At 60.4% G+C, this 20771-nt stretch carries 14 protein-coding genes and 2 pseudogenes; 2 read left to right on the top strand and 14 right to left on the bottom strand.

What is annotated here, in order from left to right; all coding sequences use genetic code 11:
- Window positions 1-12: 12 nt before the first annotated feature.
- The 4 genes from FAA86_RS21105 to FAA86_RS24700 form a co-directional block, all read right to left on the bottom strand.
- A complete protein-coding gene (locus FAA86_RS21105; protein WP_136542973.1) occupies window positions 13-5103 on the bottom strand; it encodes a DEAD/DEAH box helicase family protein in 5091 nt (1696 codons plus the stop codon).
- 90 nt (window positions 5104-5193) lie between these two features.
- Window positions 5194-5799 carry a DUF1419 domain-containing protein gene (locus tag FAA86_RS21100; RefSeq protein WP_136543009.1) on the bottom strand — a complete coding sequence of 202 codons (606 nt, stop codon included), beginning with the start codon at window positions 5797-5799 and terminating at the stop codon, window positions 5194-5196.
- Between the two features lie 73 nt (window positions 5800-5872).
- On the bottom strand, window positions 5873-6886 hold the full coding sequence (locus FAA86_RS21095) for a DUF3991 and toprim domain-containing protein (protein ID WP_246035155.1): 1014 nt from the start codon (window positions 6884-6886) through the stop codon (window positions 5873-5875).
- 197 nt (window positions 6887-7083) lie between these two features.
- On the bottom strand, window positions 7084-7260 hold the full coding sequence (locus FAA86_RS24700) for a hypothetical protein (RefSeq protein ID WP_167495054.1): 177 nt from the start codon (window positions 7258-7260) through the stop codon (window positions 7084-7086).
- A 146-nt stretch (window positions 7261-7406) separates the two neighbouring features.
- Here FAA86_RS24700 and FAA86_RS24695 point away from each other — a divergent pair, with 146 nt between their 5' ends.
- Complete coding sequence (locus tag FAA86_RS24695) at window positions 7407-7796, top strand: hypothetical protein (protein ID WP_153763728.1); 390 nt, start codon at window positions 7407-7409, stop codon at window positions 7794-7796.
- A 143-nt stretch (window positions 7797-7939) separates the two neighbouring features.
- Here FAA86_RS24695 and FAA86_RS21080 read toward each other — a convergent pair whose 3' ends face one another.
- The 7 genes from FAA86_RS21080 to FAA86_RS21050 are packed head-to-tail and all read right to left on the bottom strand — an operon-like array spanning window position 7940 to window position 16570.
- A complete protein-coding gene (locus FAA86_RS21080; RefSeq protein WP_136542970.1) occupies window positions 7940-8851 on the bottom strand; it encodes an FAD:protein FMN transferase in 912 nt (303 codons plus the stop codon).
- 3 nt (window positions 8852-8854) lie between these two features.
- A complete protein-coding gene (locus FAA86_RS21075) occupies window positions 8855-9454 on the bottom strand; it encodes a nitrous oxide reductase accessory protein NosL (RefSeq protein WP_205910055.1) in 600 nt (199 codons plus the stop codon).
- A complete protein-coding gene (locus FAA86_RS21070) occupies window positions 9451-10272 on the bottom strand; it encodes an ABC transporter permease (RefSeq protein WP_054149282.1) in 822 nt (273 codons plus the stop codon). Before FAA86_RS21070 ends, FAA86_RS21075 begins: the two co-directional genes overlap by 4 nt.
- Window positions 10269-11168: an ABC transporter ATP-binding protein gene (locus FAA86_RS21065; protein ID WP_136542969.1), complete on the bottom strand. Its 900-nt coding sequence runs from the start codon at window positions 11166-11168 to the stop codon at window positions 10269-10271. The genes FAA86_RS21070 and FAA86_RS21065 overlap by 4 nt, the downstream gene beginning before the upstream one ends.
- Entirely contained in the window at window positions 11134-12462 is a 1329-nt protein-coding gene (locus tag FAA86_RS21060; RefSeq protein WP_097143045.1) for a nitrous oxide reductase family maturation protein NosD, read from the bottom strand. Before FAA86_RS21060 ends, FAA86_RS21065 begins: the two co-directional genes overlap by 35 nt.
- 3 nt (window positions 12463-12465) lie before the next feature.
- Window positions 12466-14394 (bottom strand): TAT-dependent nitrous-oxide reductase, encoded by a 1929-nt coding sequence (gene nosZ, locus FAA86_RS21055; RefSeq protein WP_136542968.1) that lies wholly within the window; start codon window positions 14392-14394, stop codon window positions 12466-12468.
- Window positions 14395-14413: 19 nt separating this feature from the next.
- On the bottom strand, window positions 14414-16570 hold the full coding sequence (locus FAA86_RS21050; protein ID WP_136542967.1) for a NosR/NirI family protein: 2157 nt from the start codon (window positions 16568-16570) through the stop codon (window positions 14414-14416).
- 265 nt (window positions 16571-16835) lie between these two features.
- Here FAA86_RS21050 and FAA86_RS21045 point away from each other — a divergent pair, with 265 nt between their 5' ends.
- Window positions 16836-17759 carry a DMT family transporter gene (locus FAA86_RS21045; RefSeq protein ID WP_136542966.1) on the top strand — a complete coding sequence of 308 codons (924 nt, stop codon included), beginning with the start codon at window positions 16836-16838 and terminating at the stop codon, window positions 17757-17759.
- On the opposite strand, the pseudogene FAA86_RS25020 reads toward FAA86_RS21045, so the two are convergent.
- The 3 genes and pseudogenes from FAA86_RS25020 to FAA86_RS21030 form a co-directional block, all read right to left on the bottom strand.
- Window positions 17749-18537, bottom strand: a pseudogene (locus FAA86_RS25020) (ABC transporter ATP-binding protein). The gene FAA86_RS21045 and the pseudogene FAA86_RS25020 overlap by 11 nt on opposite strands.
- Window positions 18534-19459, bottom strand: a pseudogene (locus FAA86_RS25015) (FecCD family ABC transporter permease). The pseudogenes FAA86_RS25020 and FAA86_RS25015 overlap by 4 nt, the downstream one beginning before the upstream one ends.
- Window positions 19460-19596: 137 nt before the next feature.
- The coding region (locus tag FAA86_RS21030) for an ABC transporter substrate-binding protein (RefSeq protein ID WP_205910050.1) at window positions 19597-20771 on the bottom strand (1175 nt) is incomplete at its 5' end.

Raw genomic sequence — 20771 nt, 5'->3', positions numbered from 1 at the left:
TGTGCAATGCAGCTATGCGGCGGCTGCGTTGGTCTCGTCGTCCAGATCCTCCGCCAGCCGGGCCTCGATTGCCCTAAGCTTTAGTCGCTTTTCCTTCAGATCATTGGCAAACGCGAAAACACCGCCGTCACGCGACCGGTAAGAGGCCAGACGGCGTTCGGCTTCCTCCAGCCGCCGCCGATACTGACGCTGCTCGTCGTCAAAGCCATCCAGTGCATGCTCCAGACGAGAAATAGCGCCAAGCGGCGTGACCGTAATTGCCAAATCGATCTCATAGTCGGCGCCGGTGCGCTGGAGCAGGGTCTCGAAGCGATAGCCATCCCCTTTGCCAAAGCGCTCGCCCTCATAAACCAGATCGAAGCCACCGATCGTCGCCAGATGCACCTCGCCCTCCTGCTGGAGCTGCAGAAGCGTCAGGATCTCCTTCATCAAAGCGCGGCCGGCCTCCTTGCGCTCGGTATGATCCTGACCGAGCACCGTCATGGTGAAGGCATCGCCATTCGTCGGCCTGAGACGCTCGATATCCTGGCCGATCTCGGCGATACGCCGGGTTGAGACCTCCATCTCACGCTCTGCATCCCGCATCTGCCGACGGACAGCATATTGGTCGTCCTCGTGGGCGGCCCTCAATCGTTCAAGCCTGGCAATATCGGCCTCCAACCCCGCCTTCTGCATCAGCCGTTCGTCGCCTGACGCAATGGCCTTGGCCATCGCAAACTGGTTTGCCGCGCCTTCACCGACGTCCTCCAGCCGCCGGATTGAGGTGTCGCCGGAGAGCGCGGCGGCGATAAAGCGGGCTTTACGCTCGTTGTTCTGCCACATGGAGGCGTCGAGCGAGCCCTCGGTGGCATAGGCGAAGATATCGACCTCCTCATGCTGGTTGCCCTGACGCACGATCCGGCCCTCACGCTGCTCGATCTGCGACGGCAGCCATGGCACGTCGAGATGGTGGAGAGCCTTCAGGCGAAGCTGGGCGTTGACCCCCGTGCCCATGGTCTCGGAAGAACCGATCAGGAAACGGACCTTGCCGGCGCGGACATCGCCGAACAACCGTTGCTTGGCTTCGGTCTTCTTGTAGTCCTGCATGAAGGCGATCTGTGATGCCGGCACGCCGAGCCGGACCAGTTCGTCGCGGATAAAGCGATAGGCCGAGAAGCCACGGGTCTTTTCCACATTAATCGTGCCGAGATCCGAGAAGATCATCTGGGCGGCGCCTGGCAGATCAAACTCCTTGCCGTCGGCGCGTCGATAGATCGCCTCGCTGGTATCCTTCCAGATCCCGTAGGCATTGCGGACGAGCAGATTGAGCTTGTTATTCTCCTCGTTGTCGGCCGCCGGCATGACGAAGCGCAGGTCGATCGCCGCATGACGCCCATCAGTAATGACGGACAGCAGGATGTCGTCGCCGGGCTTGGCGGGACCCTCGCGCTCCTCGATCGCCTTGATCCTGCTGCCGAGGGTCTGCTGATAGGTCTTGAACAGTGCCGTCGGCTTGGCAGTCATGATCTGCCGCCGGCCGGTCGAGATGTTGGGCACCTTCACGTATTTCCGCAGGTCATCCGGCATCACCACATCGGCAAACGAGCGGAACATGGCGATCAGCTCCGGCACGTTGACGAAGGACGCGAAGCGGCTGACCGGCTTGTATTTTCCCGATGGCTGGATCTCGAGTTCGGTGGTCGTATCGCCGAAGCAGGATGCCCAGGCATCGAATTCGTGCAGCCCGCGTTCCGCAAGCGCGGCATGGCCGAGCAGGCGCTGGATCGAGAACATTTCGCCGAGCGTGTTGGTGATCGGCGTGCCGGAGGCAAGCACCAGCGCCCGGCCGGGGTTCCTAGTTTCGATGTAGCGGGACTTCACATAGAGATCCCAGGCGCGTTGCGATCCGTTCGGATCGATGCCCTTCAGCGTCGACATATTGGTGGCGAAGGAGAGCTTGCGGAATTCCTGCGCCTCGTCGACGACGATCTGGTCTAAGCCGATCTCGGAGATGGTCATAAGGTCGTCCTTGCGCGTCACCAAGCCTTCGAGTCGCTCCTGCAACCCTTCCTTCAGCCGCTCGAGCCGCTTGCGCGAGACGCGGTCCTCGCTGTCGACTTTGGTCAGAAGGTCCTCGTAGAGCTGCAATTCGTCGTGGATCATCTGCTGTTCGAAGGCTGATGGGACCGCGATAAAGCGAAAGGCAGAATGCGTAATGATGATCGCGTCCCAGGTGGCGGTCGCAGCCCGTGACAGGAAGCGAGCACGCTTGTCCTTGGTGAAGTTCGTCTCGTCGGCGACCAGGATCCGCGCATTCGGATAGAGCGCCAAAAACTCGCGGGCGGCCTGCGCCAGGCAATGGCCTGGCACGACCAGCATGGCTTTGGCGATCAGTCCAAGCCGGCGCTGCTCCATGATCGCAGCCGCCATCGTCATCGTCTTGCCGGCGCCGACGGCGTGGGCAAGATAAGTCGAGCCATCGGCGATGATCCGCCAGATGCCACGTTTCTGGTGCCCATAAAGAACAAGCGCGCAGCAAGCGCCTGGAAGTTTGAGATGGGACCCGTCGAATTTGCGCGGCGCGATGTTGTTGAAGCGATCGTTGTAATCGCGGGCCAGTCGATCGGTGCGATCCGGATCGGTCCAGACCCAGTCCTGAAAAGCCTGCTTGATCCTCTGCAGCTTGTCGCGCGCGGCCTCGGTATCGACGACGTTGAGCACACGCCGCTCGCCGTCGGCGTCCCTGAAGACGTCGAAGATTTGAGGCACCCGGCTGTTCAGCGCATCGGCGAGTAGATCGCCTGCATGGCGGCGACTGGTTCCCCATTCGGACGTGCCGGCAGCGCTATAGCCGAGCTCGCGGGCCTCCACTGTCCAGGAGCCGAGCTCCGGCATATGATGGATGCGGATATCGGCTTCCATTTTCTCCTTCACGAACGCCACGACGTCAGCAGCCGGGATCCACGGCGCACCGAGACGAGCCGTGATGTCGGAGGGACGAAGGTCTGCAGGCTGGACATCAACCAAGGCGCGGACATTGCGCTGATAAGCCGGATCGAGCTCGGCCGCCGCCTGCGCGGCGGTGAGCTTCGTTCGGACGGCCCCTGAGAGATATCCGTCTGCCGTCTTCCACGATCCATCGGCCGGATCACGGAAGATGGCCTCACTCAGTTCGTCGATCACCGCCGCCGGATCGCTGTGCAGCAGCTCGGCGATATGGTCGATATCGACGTGGCCGCGTTCGTTTAAAACGACGGCTAGCGCATCTGCGGGAGATGTGATTGTCGGCGCCGCGGGCGGCGATATCACGCGTTCAGAAAAAATCGGACCGGGCTTTGCCGTATCTGTTTCCAGATCATAATCTTCGATGGACGCCACCAGCCAGCAATCGGGGTCGTCGCGGAATGGCGCCAAGTTCGGCTGGCGATGGGTTTCCTTGACCTCACCGGTTTCCGAATCCTCCTGAATCGAGACGGTGGTATGGTTGATCGGACCGAAGTCGCGCACAAAGCTCGACCAGGCGATCCGCAGACGCACTTGGCCGTCGCGCCAAGGCCGGTCGGTTTCCTGAGCTTTCAACACCTCACGGACCGCGTCTCGGATCGGGATCAGTTTCGAGATGATCCGGACATGCTTTTCCGGGACCCCCTCACCGGTGCGACCCTTGCGGACGGTGACTGGCACGGCCGATCCGTCGAGCATCTGCATCAGGCCCTTCGACCGGTCAAGGAAAAAACTGCCCTCGCGAACAGTCCCGCCCTTAGGCTGTAGATCGACGATCTCGCCGAGTTCTTCCTCGAGATCAATATCGATAGGTGTCGGCTCTCCGTCATAGAGATCGGCCGGCAGAAGCTCGATGGCAGCGGAAAGCACGGCTTCGAGATCTTCGCCATCACGGGGCCGGCACGTGTAGGTCTCGCCGAACGGCCCCGAGGTCAGCGCATGGGTGCCGAGCACGAAATCGGGGTGCCGGGCAAACCAGCGGTTCACGCGGATGGCGCCTTCGTCGTTGGTGGCCGCCCTGACCTCATCGAGATCGAGCCACAGCTGATTTCCCTCCGGCTCTCCGGGCTTCCTCTTGCGGAAGAAGAGGATGTCGACGACGACATCCGTGCCGGCGTCGCGACGGAAGCTGCCCTCGGGCAGGCGGATTGCTGCGATCAGCTCTGCGGATTTGGCGATATGCTCCCGTGCTGTGGTATCGGCCTTGTCCATGGTGCCATGCGAGGTGACGAAGGCGGCGACCGCGCCGGGCTTCAGCAGGTCAATCGACCGGGCGATGAAATAGTCGTGCAGGCGAAGGCCAAGCGACCGGTAAGCGCGGTCCGAGCGGACAATGCGATCGGAGAAAGGTGGATTGCCGATGGCGAGATCGTAGATCGGAGCCAGATCGGTACGGGCAAAGTCGCCATTGAGGATCCGCGCCTTCGGCTGAAGCAGGCGGGCGATGCGGGCCGTGACCGGATCGAGTTCAATCCCGGTCACATAGGCGACGTCGCGATACGGCTCCGGCATCAGGGCAGGGAACAACCCCGTGCCGATTCCCGGCTCCAGCACCCGACCACCGCGCCAGCCGAGCTTTTCTATCCCGGCCCAGACCGCCCGGATGATGAACTCCGGCGTGAAATGTGCATATTGGGTGCAGCGGGCAAGCGACGCGTAGTCGCTCTCGCAAACCGCGGTCTCGAGCGAAGAACCAATATCGTCCCAACCCTTTCGGAAATCGACCTCGCCCGGCCGACGGAACATACTATTGGCCAGTTCGCTGGCGCCAAAGCCGGTGAAGCGGATCAACTGCGCCTGTTCCTTTGCCGTCGCGGGCCGGCCCCGCTTGGTAACGCCGTCGGCGACGAGGATCGCTGCGACATTGGCGCGGGCGCGATCCTTCCAGGTGGCACCCAACGCGCGGTCACCATCAAGATAGAAGTTTGCCCGAGACCCTGCTCGCCGAGCAGGTGCAGCAGTGACGGGGAGGGCAGGGGCCGATGCGGGCGGAGTGGGATCCGGGTCGTCGTCATTGGCGGGATCGGGAGAGAAACCTCCAAACGCGGTCACACCAAGCCCGAGCCCGGAGGACAGGGCAGAGCCGCCGAACATGTCGAAGGTAAAGGGGTCATTGCTCATGAAACGCTCCTTTGGAAAGCGGGCGTGCGAAATCGACCGGTCGAGAGTCCGACGAGTTGCAGCGCTCGAATTGTAGGGACTGGTTCTGGCTTAGGCCGCCAGGACCGTGGGCAGGTGGCGCAGATGCACCGGCAGCTTGGCGGCGATCTCCTCGTCGCTCAGTGTTTCGAGCAGCTTCAAGACGGTGCCTTCCTTGCCGCCAGAGAGCATCACCGTCCGACGACCCTGCATCGCCGTCGGCCAACCCTCATCAGCATAGCCACGATAGTCGTCGGTGGTCGTGCTCCAGATGTGCTCCAGCCGTTCTTCGCGGCTCATGGCCCGGACCGGTCGGGTTTCGCGGTCGACGATCGCGACCCGCATCGCCTCCACAGAGTTCGGGTCCGCGAGATCGCAATAGGTATGAAAGTAGCGGACCGCTTCATCAATCCGGATCGCATAAAACACCGATGTCACCGAACCGGTTATGAACTCCCGCATCGCAAAGATCGGCCCGCGCATCCACAGCGGCGGCAGAATGTCGGGCATGTAGGAATAGGAGGTCTCGTCGATCTCGAACCATTCGCCCGCATAGACCGCAGACTGGTCACCACCAAAGCGGTCGGGACGCCTCGCGTGCCTGTCGAACATCCGGAATAAGTCGGTGCGCTTGGCCACACCTTGAAAAATTTTGCGGGGAAGGGCTATCGAGGTCATCAGCTTGATCCTTTCGGGGTTTTGGACCGAAGGCAGCACAAGTCGTTTCGACATCGCCAATCTCTTCAGTCCTTCATGACCCCTCCCGCGTTGCTGCGTCCGTGTCCGGCCGGGTCAAGGGCCGGCGCATGCCGGGCGGAGCCTCCCTTGATGCGGCCGGCGCGCATGCGGCAGGCCCCACCTTTTTCTCCATGTTCCTTTCTCGTTTCTCCTTCTCCCTGGCTTTCAGAACCTCGTTCCAATCCTCCGCCGGCGGACATAGCCGCTGCCAGTCGCAGCCGGACGCTTCAGCGAGCGCCCGCAATCGTTCTGCGTAGACCTCCCCTTGGGAATTGGCATCCGTCGCCGCGACCAGTGTTAGTCCCGGCCGCGCAGCAAGTTCTGCAAGCGCCGCATCTGTCGCCGGAGACCACCCACCGCCAGTGCTGAGATAAAGAGTTTGCTCCCGCGGACCTTCGAGCGCCGCGAGACTCATCGCGTCGATCGCAGCTTCTGTGACACAGAGTCGGGACGCATCGCCTGGTCCAAAGCGGAAGAGAACCTTCGACCCCCCGCTGGCAAAGCCACGCCAGTCGGGACCGCGCTCCTCCCAGCCGACGACGCGACCCTGGCCATCGACATGGGCTGCCCACAGACTGCCGAAGGGTCCTTCCCGCAGGACACCCTCTTGAATAGCCTGCTGGGCGATGGCCGTCGGGATCCAGCGCCCCCAGCACAGATAGCGCCAGGCACCGGATCCGGGCGAAGGCTTGCGCCGGCTGCGCCAGCGGTCGGCAATATCTTCCAGCGGCACGGAAGACCGCGAAGACCTCCATTCCGGCCGGGAAAGTTGATACCCGACAATTGACGCAACCGCCCCCGCTGCGGACGGGAATGGAATTCCCTCCAGGAACATGGCAAGGCCGAAGACATCGCCCTTTTCGTCACTGAGGGGATCGAACCAGCCGCGCCCGTCATGCGTGACAATGACGATGTTGCCGCCGCGCCGGTATTTTACGGCGCGGCGGGTGCTTTCCTTCAGATCGATTTCGTAACCGGCCTGCTCCAGTACGGCCTCGCAACTCACCTTGGCGCGCAGCGCCTCCAATTCTTCTCGTTTCATATTTTTTCAGCCGCCTAGCGGCCGTCCCTTCTTCTTCCCGCAACTTGCGGGTCACCTTCCACCCGCCGCGAAGAGCGAAGGGGGCAAGGGCGCAGCAGGCAACTGACAAAAGTTGCAGCGACGTGCTGCGGCAAAGCTTCCCTTGCGGCCGACAGATCGCCAGCGGCAGGAACAAGCGGGTCTCAATGAGACCCGCGCGGGAAATATTCGTGTACGATCTCAAGATCGTCTTCGTCATCGAGTTCGTCGGACGGAAGGACGCCGAATTCGCCGCCGGATTTGAACAGTGTCACTGGAACCATGAGGATGCGGGAAAGCGAAAATGCGTGGCTTTGAGCGAGTGCAAGATCCTGTGCCATGTGAGAAACCTCCGTCCGGAGCGGGCCGATCCCGCTCGATGGCTCCTCAAAGGACCGGGGACGGTCGCGATCACCGCGAAGACGAAGGCGGAGCGGCGGCAGCTTGCTAGCCGACCCTGAACGGGTTGATCGACGGAGATCCGGACATGGTCCAGGACGCCATCCATAAAGAGCGGGATTGGTTTGCTTCGGCGGGAATTGAGGTATTCGGCACAGATCGGTCACGGAAGCCAGCTCAGCATTTGTTGCCGAGAACCTGTCTGACCAGCCCGCCAGTCAGCGACGACGTGCTTTCTCCTGATCGGACAAGGCTTCGACAACAGAAAAGTCCATCTCAGGGCGTGGCTCTATCCGGGCTATCTCGCTGGCGACTTTCGACCAGTGCCAGAACTCGTCGAGTTCACCAGTGGGCCGGCTATGAAACGCACGGCGCTGTGCTTCGTAGTAGCTACCGGCTGGATCCGAAATTGCGAGAAGCCTTGCATCAGCCTGCCATCGCCGCCGTATTGCCCGGCGATGTGCGAGCCATCGTGTGAGAAAGCGGATCATCAATAGCTCGAGACCGGTGGCGACAGAGGCAAATTACCACAAGACCCGGATGATAGAGATGCGATATTATATAAATAAATTCAATATTTTATCAAAAATTGCATAAGCATAATTATGGAACTCTAGACGCTCATACTGCCAATTCCAATCGAGAACCTGGGAAGCCTTGTACAAGAAGCTCAATTTGACTTACGTCGTTGAGAAGGCAAGCAGTCGTTGACAGCGCATCTGCAACTGCCGCGTTGGGTGCTGAAATCGACACAGCGCGCCAAATCGCCGGTGCCGGTGTTCCGCTGACGGGATCGAGAATGTGGCTCTGCCGTCCGGCACCATCGAATGTTGTACCAAGAGGAGAAGATGTGGCGAGAGCGCGTTGTCGTAAGCCGACAAACTCACCGCCTTCTAGACGAACCGGCCAGTCGTCACCAATCGGCCTGCCGCCAAGGGCGCGCAATTCGCCAGTGTCGATCAGTATGTCCGACAGCCCTTCGGCTTCCAGCAACGAAGCCACACGGTCGGCGACGTAGCCTTGGCCAATACCGTTTAAGGTTAGTGCCATTCCCGGCCGAAGCCTGATCCTCGCTGAAACCATCTCGACCTTCTCCCAGCCAACAAACTCTTTCGCCGCAGCGATCGCTCGCGCGTCCGGTTGCGTGCCTCGAGCCGCCGCTTCGGCCCAGACTGCCCAAAGCGGCTGCACAGTCGGATCAAACCTTCTGCCGCTGGCACGGTTCACGGCGCTGGCAAGCGACAGGCATTCAAGAAGTTCGAAGGGCGGATTGTCGAGCTGGCCCTGCCTGTTCAGGCGAGCTAGCGCACTATCTGCACGATAAAGGCTGAGAATGTCCTCCAGCCGATCGATTTCGGCCATGACGCGAGCGGCAATCGCTTCCCCGTCTGGATGGTCGATCCGGAGCGATGCGCGGGCGCCAAGCGCTTGTCCGGTCCAACGTTTCGAATTGTGCTGTCTTGCACGTGCGGCGGTCGGCAAAAGCGCAAGCGCGGCGGAAATCGCAATTAGTCGGCGACGTGTTGTCAGCATAGCTCAGCCTCCAGCATTGTTGGGCAGGGCACGCAAGCGGTTCTGGAGTTCGGCATCACCGTCCCCCGAGTTCGAATTGGGTTCGATGTCGACCGGGGTCAGCACCATGTCGTCGGTAATCTCGTCAAAGGAGAGTACTTTGCCGCCTTCGGCACGAGCAAACAGCAAGGCCTTCTCGCGGCTCGAAAACGGCACGGCCTCCGGCGCTCCCATGCCGCCTTGCCGGACCGAACCGATCACATAGACGGCCTTCTCGACGGCGATCCAGTTGCCGTCACCTGGATTATCCCAGGTCGCGCCTGTGGCTCCCATATCGTTGACGTAGACGGCAACGATTGGCGCCATCTGCTCTGGCCCCCGCATATAGGCGATGGCATCACGCACCTGGCTGAAGAATAAGGGGGCAGGCATGCCCTCAAGAAACACCTGGCCCTTTGGGCCGGGATGCTCCAGCAGATTCATCTGGCAGTAATGACCTAGAGTCTCGACGGTCATATCCTGCGGTGTCGTATCCTGAGCAGTTTTTTCCTGACAGGCCACCAGCAGCGAGAGCGAGCCAAGGATAATGATGGAACGTAGCAAAGATCGCATGCGCAAACTCATGGCGTCACCTTTCTGAAAGCGGCAAGCGCCAGTGTGATAGCCAGCAGTGGCCAGACAAATAGTGAAGCTGCGGATTGCCAGAGTGGGATAGCCCCTGCAGCGCCGCCTATACCGCCTGCAACCGCGACCGCCTGCCCAGCCGACAGGTTGAAGACGCGAAAGGCATCCGCCGGATTGGCAAGCAGAGCAACTGGCAAAGCCCGCGTGGTAAAGACGCCACCGCCATCGGTGACAATCAGAGCCAAAAGCGCGAGATCATAAAGCACAACGGCGACCAGCCAGAGTGCGACCGCAAGACCCGCTGCCCCAGAGGGGCGCTGTGCTAGGGCAGACAGCGCATACCCCGCGCCAAGGAAGGTCGCGCCCAGCAAAACCGAAGACCAGATCAGTCGGACCATGGAGCCGATGCCCTGAATCGCACCCGGATCGGACCAGACCGCCATCACCAGCGCTGCGCCATAGCCGAGCGTTACCGCGAGCGCGAGGATCGCCAGGTGCGCCAAAAGTTTGCCAAGCAGGATCTGAAGGCGCGAGACCGGATAGGTGAGCAGCAGTGGCAAAGTACCGCGCTCCACCTCGCCAGCCACCGCATCGAAGCTCATTAGCAGCGCCAGAAGCGGAACAAGGTAGACGGCAAGCGAAGTCAGCGAGGCGACCGTCACCGAGAGCCGGTCAACGTCGACATCACCCGTGGGCGCTGACCCCGCAGCCGCCAGTACGAGCGCGAAAAGCACCATCATGCCGGTCGCGATCAGCACCCAACGATTGCGAAACGCGATGCGGAACTCGCTTGCCGCGGTGGCGAGGATACAGCTCATTGCCCGTCCCTCCGGCTGAAATGGCTATAAATGTCCTCCAGGCTGGGTGGGATCACATCAAGGTCCGCAACTTCCGGGCCGAGCGCGGTGATGCTGGCGAGAAGCGGCAGCTTGTCCGCCTGCGGGCAGGAGAAGCGCAGCATGCCGTCAGAGCCGATAGTGGCTTCCGGAAATACCGCAGCGAGCGAAATGGCACGCCCTTCCGCCGGACGAACGAGGAGCGTGATCGGCAGGGCAGCCTGTGCACGCAAATCGGCAAGCGTACCTTCCGCCACCAATTGCCCTCCCGACAGGATGAGAATGCTGTCGGTGCGCGCCTCGACCTCGGTCAAGACATGCGAGGAGAGCAGGATCGCCGTGCCATCGGCCGAGAGGCCATCGAGCAGGTCGTAGAAATCCCGCCGCGAGACCGGATCAAGGCCCGAGGTCGGCTCATCGAGCACCAGAAGACGCGGGCGGCCGATCAGGGACTGGGCGAGTCCCACGCGCTGGCGCATGCCCTTGGAATAGGTGCCGATCCGCCGTCGCGCCGCATGCGCAAGACCGACGCGGGCCAGAAGCTCGGTCGCGAGGCGGGGATTCTCTCCACGTAGTGAAAGATAGTGGCGGATCTGCTCTTCGCCGGTCAGTGCCGGATGAAAGGCGACGTTTTCCGGCAGATAGGCCACCTGCATGCGCGCGGCAGCCGAACCCGGCGCTTCACCGCAGACTAAGACTTCGCCACTGTCGAAGGGAATAAGGCCAAGAATGATCTTCATCATTGTCGACTTCCCAGCGCCGTTGTGGCCGAGCAGCGCAGCACGCTTTCCAGGCGCCAAGGTCAGCGAGACCTGTTTCAGTGCCTCTACGGACTGGAAGCGCTTAGTGAGCTGAGAGATTGTCAGGGTCGGTGTCATCATAGTTTCCTGTTGCCCAGCGGCCGGCGGCCTCGGCTTCGAAGCGGAGAACGTCGTCGGGCACGGCGATCGTCAGCGGGCGCATCAATGGGGCACTGTCGCGCACACCGCCGGGGAAGGTGGCTGGAAAATCGCGCTGGCTCCAGCGCACAAGCTGGACCGCCGGTGAGCCTATCAGCAGGCTCGCAGCAGGCTGCGACCAAAGGATCTGGTCCATCACGTCATTGGGGCGATAGAAGCTGTCGGCGATGCCGTCACCATTGAGATCGAAGGCCGGATGGTCTGACCAGAAATTGCCCCTGCCCTCATGGCTCCATTCCATGTTTCGGGTGCCCACATATTTCACCTGCTCGCGGTTGGCGATGAAGGCATTGCCGGTCAGCACATTCTTTTCCGAACCGGCCGTGAAGTGGATGCCAATGCCGCAGCCATCAAAGCGGTTGTCCCAGATCAGGTTTTTGTGGGCGTTGTAGATGAACAGACATTTTTTTGTGCCGCCACGCACCAGATTGCCAGTGACATCGGCATTGTTGGCATAATTCAGCATCAATCCGTGTTCACGATCGCCCAGGCTCAAATTGTTCAGGATCCTGGCCTGGTTCGAGAACATGATGGCAAATCCAAGATGATTGCCGATCGAGACATTGCCGGAAATCTCGGTGTTGCGGGTGTACATAAAATGCACGGCAAAACGCAGGTCGCGCATGACATTGCCGCGATAGACGCTGTTGGAGCTGGCGTTGGAAAAGATGCCGTCACGACCAAAGCGAATACTGTTGTTCTCCAACAAGGTGCCGGGGCTGTTCCAGACATAGATACCATTACCGCGCTCGTTCATACGCGGGCTGTCGGTCCCGATGATCTCATTGTCAGCAACCACGACATCCCGACCGCCATGCACGTCGATACCGTGCATATTGCCGGTGACGAGCAGCTGTTCGACACGGGCGCGGTCGGCTCCTTTTTCGATCTTGACCCCAGAATCGAGCTCCTGGTTGACCCGGCCGGAACCGGTCACCGTAAAACCTGTAAGTCGGACATCGGGTGCGGTAATCGTCAAAACGCTGCCTGAGCCCTGGCCATCGATAATCGCGCTGCGCGGGCCAGTGATGACCAAGGGGCGGTCGACGACGACGGGGCCGAGATAGGCCCCGTCGCTCAGTGTCAGGACATCGCCAGGTGATGCCTCGGCGATGGCTGTAGCAAGACTGCCGGTGCCCGGCGCAACCATGCGCTCCGCAGCCGAAAGCGGCGAGTGGAGAGCAAGGATGAGAAGGACAACGGCCAGCCGCATGGATCAGGCCTCCTTCGGTTCGACGAACATGCGCCCGCGCATTTCCATGTGCAGGGCATGGCAGAACCATTGGCAGTAATACCAGTAGACGCCGGCATTGGCGGCAACGAAGGTGACTGAGCTCGTCTGCTGCGGCCCAATCTCGATGGCGACACCGTGATTGCCCATGGTGAAGCCATGCGTCAGATCATCGATATCGTCGAGATTGGTGACGATGACCGTGACCTCGTCACCTTCCTTGACCGTGAAGCTTTCCTGGCTGAACGCTGGAGCCACGGAGGTCATATAGACGCGCACCTTGTTGCCATCGCGGATGACGGCATCTGTCCACTCGTCGATGTTGACGCCATCGGCCTCGGCCTGCTTTCGGGTGTCCGCCCACATCGGATCGTTACGGTCCCAGGTGGAGCGAATGTTCGGCAGGATCGAGGGCGCGACCGCGATCGCATCATGCGGCTCTGCGAATGTCGGGCCGTCATGTACAAGCTTCATCTTGTCGCCAGAGATATCGATCAGCTGATCGTTTTCCGGCTTAAGCGGCCCGACGTTCAGGAAACGGTCCTTGGAGAACTTGCACAGGCAAACCATCCAGTCATTTGAAGCGTCGAGCGTTTCACCCATGACCGTCTTCAAGTGACCCGGCTGGTACTGGACGTCGATCTTGTCCTTGATCGGGTCGATCTTCTCGCCGGCATAGGCCTTGATGGCGTCCTCGATGTTCCACTTGGCCACCTGGCTGTCGAGGAATAGTGAAGTGTAGGCATTACCGCGACCATCGAAGGCGGTGTGCAAGGGCCCAAGGCCCAGTTCCGGTTCGGCGACGACGGCGCTACGCGGCTCGGCGTTGTCATAGAACAGCGCGTCGAACTTGGTCACGTCAAGCACAGTGACGGTGGGCGAAAGCTTGCCGGCGATGCACAGGTGCTTCTTGTCCGGCGCCATGTTGCAGCCATGTGGATTGTTGGCGATCGGGATGTATCGCGTGAAGAGCGACTTGGCTTCCTTGCGGCCGTCGACAACTTTAACGCCGTTGACTTCCTCATACTGACCAGCGGCGATCGCCTTTTCGATTTCGGCCAGGTTAAAGACAACAACGTGGTCCATCTCGGACTTGGTCATCTCCTCCAGGTTCATGCCCATTTCGGAATTGTAGCTGGTCGAGAAGGCCCATTTGCCTTCGTAGTCGGCATCGCAATTGTCGAGATTGCCCGACACCTTGACCTGCCAGGCGACATCCCACTTCTCGGCATCGACGGCAGTGAAGATGTTCACATAGGTCGACACATCCGTCATCGTCGAGCCGTCATTGACAAGCGGCGCTTCGTCCTCGCCGTTGCAGAAGACGTAATTGGTCTTGGGCCACTTCTGCGGACGCATGCCATGGATGCCCTTGGCATTCGGGATTTCCAGGATGGCATCGGTCTTCATGACATCGCAACGAACGCGGGCAACACGGGTATTGGCCTTGTCGTTCATGAACAGGAAGCGGCCGTCATATTTTCCTTCGGTGAAGGACATGTGGACGTGGTGCAGGTCGCCATTGTCATGGATCTTCTTGCCGTTGGCGGCGAGCTGCTTCTTGGTCTTCTCGGACATCGTCCGCTGATGGATGCGGATCGATTCATTGGTCTGGCCCCAGCCGGTAGCCGAGCAACGGTTGAACACGGGCACGCGCATCAGTTCACGCATCGACGGGATACCGAGAATGCGCATTTCACCGGTCTGGCCCGAGGACCAGAAACCGTAATAATCATCAAGCTTGCCTGGTGCTACGGAGCCGTCGCCTTCGGCGGCAGCGAGCGCCGGCGTCGCTATGACGGCGGCGCCGAGGCCAAGCGCGCCGGGCCCCATGCTTCCGGCCAGTACAGCAGTGCCGGCCGTGGCGCTAAACAGCTCTCGCCGGCTCAGGCCCTTCTTTTCTTTGGTTTCCATCGTCGATGTCCTTCTTCGGTTAGACTTTGGCTGCGGATTGGTGGATCGGCGCTCCGCCCGGGCTTGCCGCAAGCTTGGCCCGCGACTTCATCTTCTTGATCACGACCGGACAGACGGTTTCGGACTGGTAGAGCACCTGACAGTGCAGGCAGTTGATGCACTCGTTCGGATTGATCTCGCCGGTCTTGTGGATGGCCTGCACCGGGCATTGGTTCGAGCAGGTCTGGCAGGGGTTTCCGCACTCATGATAGCGCTTCAGCCAGTCGAACATGCGCATGCGGGCCGGGATCGCGAGTGCCGCACCAAGCGGGCAGAGATAGCGGCAATAGAAGCGCTCGACGAACAGCCCGGCGACAAGAAGGGCGACGGCATAGGCGACGAACGGCCAGGCGCGGATGAACTTGAGGATGATCGCCGTCTTGAACGGCTCGATCTCGGCCAGATGCTCGGCCTGCTCGACGCTCATCAGGGAGACCCCGAATAGGCCGAGGAAGATCATGTACTTGAGCGGCCAGAGGCGCTCATGCAGCCCCCAAGGCAGGGTCCACTGCGGGATATGCAACTTGCGGGCGATCTGGTTGGTCAGTTCCTGCAGCGCCCCGAATGGGCAGAGCCAGCCGCAATAGGCGCCCCGCCCCCAGAACAACAGCGCCGCAGCCACCGAGAACCAGAGGATGAAGGTCAGCGGGTCGAGCAGGAAGGCCTGCCAGGAAAAGCCGGTGACCAGGCTGCCGAACAAGGCCATCAGGTTGACCACGGAGAGCTGGGCATTGGCATACCAGCCGAGGAAAACCAGGGTCACTGTGAGGAAGACGATGCGGAAGATGTAGAAGTTCCGGGCGTTTCGGACCACATAGGTCTGGAAGAAGAATGCCGCCGTCAGCACGAACAGCATGGTGCCAAGAACCGCGATCTCCAGCGTCTTTTCGCGCCAGATGCGCTTCCATAGATCCGCCTGGGCGGAACCCTCGTCGCGATCGGCGACGGCGGCGACCTCGACGGGAGGAGCGGCGACGGGCTTCAGGTATTTCTGCGGCAGTTGGTAGCCGAGGTCGAAGGTATGGAACACCTTCTCGATCGGCCCGACCTCGCGATGCGCCAGAAGCTGGATGCGGAACGGCTTGGCCGGATCGAAGCCGACATTGGCGGGTATGCGAAAAAGGTCCATCTCGGTGAAATCGGGCGCGCCGGAGAGCGCGATGTCCCCAAGTCGGCGATGATCGCGGTCGCGGAAACGTACCGACACGTCGTCCTGGATCAGCACGATGCGGTCGAAAATGCCGCCGCGCACATAGCCGGAACCCTTGAACGAATAGAGCCCCCTGCCGACGATGGCGATGGCGCTTTCGCCGTCCTTCAGCCAAGCCGTCAGATTGGCCTCCTCGGCCGGCCCCAGCAGGGCCTTGCCAATGGCCGGCACCGAGACCAGCGCCGCATGCATGTCGATGAAGGTCGTTTCCGGCGGCTCGGTCAGCGCACGCTCGCGGGCACGCGCATCGGCATGTTCGGCAAAGGCCGCATTGACTTGAGCGACATCGAGCGACAGTCGCCGGATTGTGCCGTCCCCTTCTGCTTCCATCCAATCGGCCGGCGCGATGGCCTGCGCATCCAGCGTAAAACGCGTGCCCGCCTGTTCGCTTTCGGGGGTCAGTCCGCCAAGCCCAAGCGCCCGCGCCACCTTTAAGCCGGAGCGGACAATTGAGTCGTCGATAACCATGACGGTGACAGTGGCTCCGGAGATGATATCCACCTCATGTGCGGTACCACCGGATTTCGCTTCAGCAACAAGGTCAAGCCCGGTATAGCCTGAGACCAGCGCCTTAACCTTGGCTTCCGGTATCCCGATCAGGACGATCGGCTCGGAGTGCTTGACTAGCTGCACACCGATGATCTTCGCGTCCAGACCTACTGCCACCAGTGTGTGGATCGGCTTGCCTGAATAGCCCGTGGTGCCGACGAAATCAGAGGTGGCAAACACCCAGCCCACAGTCTCGCCGCCCTTCAACACGGGCGCGGCCGCCAGGTCCGCGCGGATGGGACCGAAACCGTCTGCGTCCGGCACGAGATCAGAGACCTTGGCCGCAGGCAGATACTGTTGCAGCACCGATGCCGCGCTGGCTGAGTAAGCCAGGCATAGGGAGGCGCAGAGCAGCATGACCAGACGGAAGAGTTTCATTCCAGATTTCCCGCAAATCGTTGCAGGAGCATTGGCGTCTTCCGGGCGCAGGATCCTTGCGCTAGATCAAGCATCCAGGCAATTCGCGAATGATTGCATGCGACTGACAAACGTCGGTCAAGTGCGCAACGAGACCGCGGCAGACTGCTACTGCCGGACCGCCGCTCAACCTCTCGACTTCCCCGGCGAACAGTGACATTGCACGCTTTGGCGACGACCAGAGCCGGGTCTCATCTAAGGTTTAGACAGTCAGTGGCGGTGGCACATGAAGGATGAGAGCAGCGTGAACCAGGAGCAGTTAGACCGCCCTGCCATCGGCATCATTCTGCGCATTCTCTCAGGTGCGCTGTTTGCGGCTATGGCTATATTTGTCAAAGCGGTGTCTGCCGATGTCCCGGTAGGACAGATCGTGTTCTTTCGGTCAGCGTTTGCGCTCATTCCGCTCGTCGTTTTCCTCTGGATGAGAGGTGAGTTTCCTGGCGGGCTAGCGACAAGGCGGCCGCTCGATCACCTGCTGCGATCGGCACTCGGCGCAGCGGCCATGTTTGCATCCTTCGCCTCGATTGCCCGCCTGCCACTCGCGGAGGCAACCTTGCTTGGGTACCTCTCTCCGATTTTCACAGCGATTGCGGGCGTAGTCATCCTTTCAGAACGGGCCACGGCCTGGCGGGCAGCAGGGGTGATACTGGGAACTCTTGGCGTGGTGGCACTTGTATGGCCCGAACTTGGTCAATCAACGGCGGACGAAACCCGCCTGATCGGTTTCGGCTTTGGTCTGCTAATGGGTCTGCTCACCGCATTCGCTTTGATCATGGTTCGCAGCCTAAGTCGGACAGAAAGTCCAGGCGCCATCGCATTCTATTTTGTCGTGGCCTCCATGATCGGCGGCATCGCGACGCTGCCATTCGGCTGGGCGGCGCCGAGCCTATCTCAATTTCTCTACCTGGTAGGTGCCGGCATTTTCGGGGGCTTTGCACATATCTGCATGACGCTAGCCTTTCGCTATACTGAAGCCTCGCGTCTTGCCCCTTTCGAGTATCTGGCAATCCTGTGGCCGATTCTGGCCGATCTCATCCTGTTTGGTGAGCCACTGACACATCCCTTTCTCCTTGCCCTGCCACTGGTTCTGGCAGGTGCCGTCGTTGCGGCGCTCGAGGCAAGTCGGCGCGCCTCGAGCCTCAAGGACTAAGCCGAATTGGAGCCACTGACCCTTCGCGCACCCGCGCCAGCGGGACGATGACCGAGCCGGTCCTGCAGGAGGTTAGCACCTCCGCTTCGACACCGTAGACTGAACGAAGCACTTGGGGCGTTACCACGTCATCAAATCGGCCTGAGCCAGCCAGTCCGCCATTGCGCAGCAACATGATGCCATCGGCGTGACGGGCAGCCAGGTTGAGATCATGAATTGCAATCATCACCAGAGCACCCGTGCGCTCGACATAGGCTCTGAGTATTTCGAAGACCCGCAATTGATGCGCCAGATCAAGCGCACTCGTCGCTTCGTCTAGCAACAGCAATCTCGGCGCACGCAGCAGTCGTTGCGCCAGTAGCACCAGTTGCTGCTGTCCACCCGAAAGCGCGTGGATAGGACGCGATGCCAGATCCTCGATACCAAAGGAGCCGAGAATACCATAAGCCGCCTCCAGCACATCGGCGCTCACTCTCCATCCGAGCTACTCATGTCGCCCGAGCAACACAACCTCAAGCACCGAAAGGCTGGCGCGGATCTGGCTGTGTTGCGGCATGTAACCAAGATTTTGAGCATCGACACCACGGCCGTTGAAAGTAATCTCGCCGCGATGAGACAATAGTCCCGCGACCGCACCGAGCAGGCTGGATTTGCCACAGCCATTGGGTCCAACAAGACCGATGATCTGACCGGGAGCAAACTGGGCTTCAACATCGCTCAAGACGATGCGGCTTCCGAACTGGACACCGACCCGATCAAAGATAAGACCTTCACTCACTTGACACCTCCCTCAGCGCCGCGAGACAGGATCACGGCAAACAGCATAGGAATGCCTGCGATCGCAGTGACGATACCGACCGGGATGACCGCGGCCGGTGAAATGAATTTTCCAAACACGGATGCACCCACGAGGATCACTGCACCGATAACTGCAGACAATGGCAGGGCAAAACGATGATCTTCACCGGCGATGAGTCGGCAGACATGCGGCGCAATCAGACCGACGAATCCGATGGTGCCAACAAAGGAAACAGCCGCTGCTGTGAGCAGCGCCACGAGGAGAAAAGTTTCCCGCCTCACTTTTTCGACAGATAGGCCAAGACTGCGAGCATTGCCGTCGCCAAGTTTCAGCACGGTCAGTGCCCAGCAGTTGCGGGCGACAAACGGCAGGCAGAACAGCAGGATTGCACCACTGACCGATACGCTCGTCCATGTCGCCTTCAACAGACTGCCAAAGAGCCAAAAGACGATCTGCTGCAGCACCTCAGCCGAGGAGAGAAACTGCAACAGCGACTGGATCGATTGAAAAAAAAGGAAACGGCAATCCCGCCCAGCACAAGGATTTCAGGCGATGCGCCGCGCAAGGTAGCAATGAGGTAAACCAAGCCGCAGGCCACAAGCGTCATGGCAAAGGCTGAGATTGGAACGACGAAATAGTCCGGGATGGCGAGAGCCCCGCCGAACATGATGGCAAGCGCGGCACCAAACCCTGCTGCGGCCGAAAAGCCGAGCGTGAACGGGCTAGCCAACGGATTGTCGAGGATTGTCTGCATCTGAAGGCCAGCAAGCCCCAGACACGCTCCAACCACGAGCCCCATCACCGTCTGCGGCATTCTCAGCTGCCATAGAATGGTTGCCGTCATCCTATCCTCACCGGCTGGCCCCGCAATGAGGCCCTTCAGCACATCGTTGAGAGGCATCCCGGATGGACCCGTCGTTAGATCCAGCAGCATCAGACCTGTCAAAGCCAAGACGGACAGGGCCAGGCCCAACTGACGATACCGGGAGGCGCGGCGATAGTCGCCGCGCACGAAGTCAACCTTGCTGAGAGCAATGGTCATTGGCCTACGGCCTGATACGGCAATACGAAGGTGCCATCAGCTTCGATAGGCAGCCAGGCCTTGTAGTAGTCCTTGAGGTTCTGCTCCGGATTGACATCCTTGAAGGCGTCGGGGTGCAACTGCTTGGCAATGTATTGCGCAAAGACATAGTCGGACAAGGTGCGCGCGCCACCATGATAGATGGCATGAACGTGACCATTCTTCACCGCGGGAAGCTCTGACCAGCCGGGGCGTCCCAGATAGGCTTTCATCCGTTCGCGGGCGAGTTCGTTGGAGGCACCAAATCCGACTGACACCGACTGTGGCTTGTTCAACCACTCCGAACCGGCCAGAAAGATCAGATCCGGCTTCTGCGCGATAACATATTCCGGGCTCAGTGGGCCCCAATTGCCAACCTGCCCCTTGGCGATGTTGGCGCCACCAAGCCTGTCGACCAGCGCTCCCCACATGGTGTCACCGTAGGAGTTTCCAACCTCCGAGGGTCCCTTTTGGGCGAGTTCCACATAGACCTTCTTGTTTGAAGGACCTGCAGCCTCGACCCGGGCCGCGATATCGGCCATGGCATCTTGGTAGTTGTCCGCTAGCTCCTGCGCCGTGTCTTGTGTGCCCATCAGCGTGCCGAGTGCCAGCGTCGAGGCAACGTGCTTCTCCACGGACTGCGCATTGTAGTCGAGGGTTACAACCGGGATTCCCGCGTCATCGAACTGTTTGACGCTTTCGCCGAGCGCGTCATAAGACCAAGCTGCAAGGATGACGAGATCAGGCTTCGCCGCGATCACCCTTTCAATCGAGAAGGTGTTGTCTTCCGTGTTTCCAACATCCGGAATGGAAGAGAGCTTCGGAAGTGCCTTTTCATAGGCCGCAAACTGGCTCGGCCTCCAATCCTTCCAGGTCGACAGCGACAGGGCGACCACCTTGTCGATGGCGTTAGGACCGACGATTGCAAGATAGTCTTCGTAATAGAAGCCGAGAACGACCCGTTCAGGTGTCTTTGGAATAGTGACGGTTCGCCCCTTCACGTCGGTCACGGTGATATCGGCCATAGCCTGCCCCGCAAGAGCGATCAGGGCGCATGTGCAAAGCAATAGATTTTTCATGAGACTTTCCTTTAGATTTGTAACGGGTTGACACTTTTGACCCGTGGGGAATGAAAAGATTGGAGCGATGACAT

Origin of the sequence: Rhizobium rosettiformans W3, assembly GCF_004912135.1 — a bacterium.
Taxonomy (GTDB): Bacteria; Pseudomonadota; Alphaproteobacteria; order Rhizobiales; family Rhizobiaceae; genus Allorhizobium; species Allorhizobium rosettiformans.
The sequence above is the reverse complement of the archived record's forward strand: the minus strand, read 5'-3'. Positions and strand labels throughout refer to the sequence as shown.

Coding starts and splice junctions, on each gene's coding strand:
- FAA86_RS21060 (WP_097143045.1), bottom strand. CDS start 12,462: ATGCGGCTGGCCGTTGTCCTTCTCATCCTTGCTCTCCACTCGCCGCTT.
- FAA86_RS21045 (WP_136542966.1), top strand. CDS start 16,836: ATGAAGGATGAGAGCAGCGTGAACCAGGAGCAGTTAGACCGCCCTGCC.
- FAA86_RS21070 (WP_054149282.1), bottom strand. CDS start 10,272: ATGAGCTGTATCCTCGCCACCGCGGCAAGCGAGTTCCGCATCGCGTTT.
- FAA86_RS24700 (WP_167495054.1), bottom strand. CDS start 7,260: ATGGCACAGGATCTTGCACTCGCTCAAAGCCACGCATTTTCGCTTTCC.
- FAA86_RS21105 (WP_136542973.1), bottom strand. CDS start 5,103: ATGAGCAATGACCCCTTTACCTTCGACATGTTCGGCGGCTCTGCCCTG.
- nosZ (WP_136542968.1), bottom strand. CDS start 14,394: ATGGAAACCAAAGAAAAGAAGGGCCTGAGCCGGCGAGAGCTGTTTAGC.
- FAA86_RS21080 (WP_136542970.1), bottom strand. CDS start 8,851: ATGCTGACAACACGTCGCCGACTAATTGCGATTTCCGCCGCGCTTGCG.
- FAA86_RS21065 (WP_136542969.1), bottom strand. CDS start 11,168: ATGACACCGACCCTGACAATCTCTCAGCTCACTAAGCGCTTCCAGTCC.
- FAA86_RS21050 (WP_136542967.1), bottom strand. CDS start 16,570: ATGAAACTCTTCCGTCTGGTCATGCTGCTCTGCGCCTCCCTATGCCTG.
- FAA86_RS21075 (WP_205910055.1), bottom strand. CDS start 9,454: ATGAGTTTGCGCATGCGATCTTTGCTACGTTCCATCATTATCCTTGGC.
- FAA86_RS24695 (WP_153763728.1), top strand. CDS start 7,407: ATGGTCCAGGACGCCATCCATAAAGAGCGGGATTGGTTTGCTTCGGCG.
- FAA86_RS21100 (WP_136543009.1), bottom strand. CDS start 5,799: ATGACCTCGATAGCCCTTCCCCGCAAAATTTTTCAAGGTGTGGCCAAG.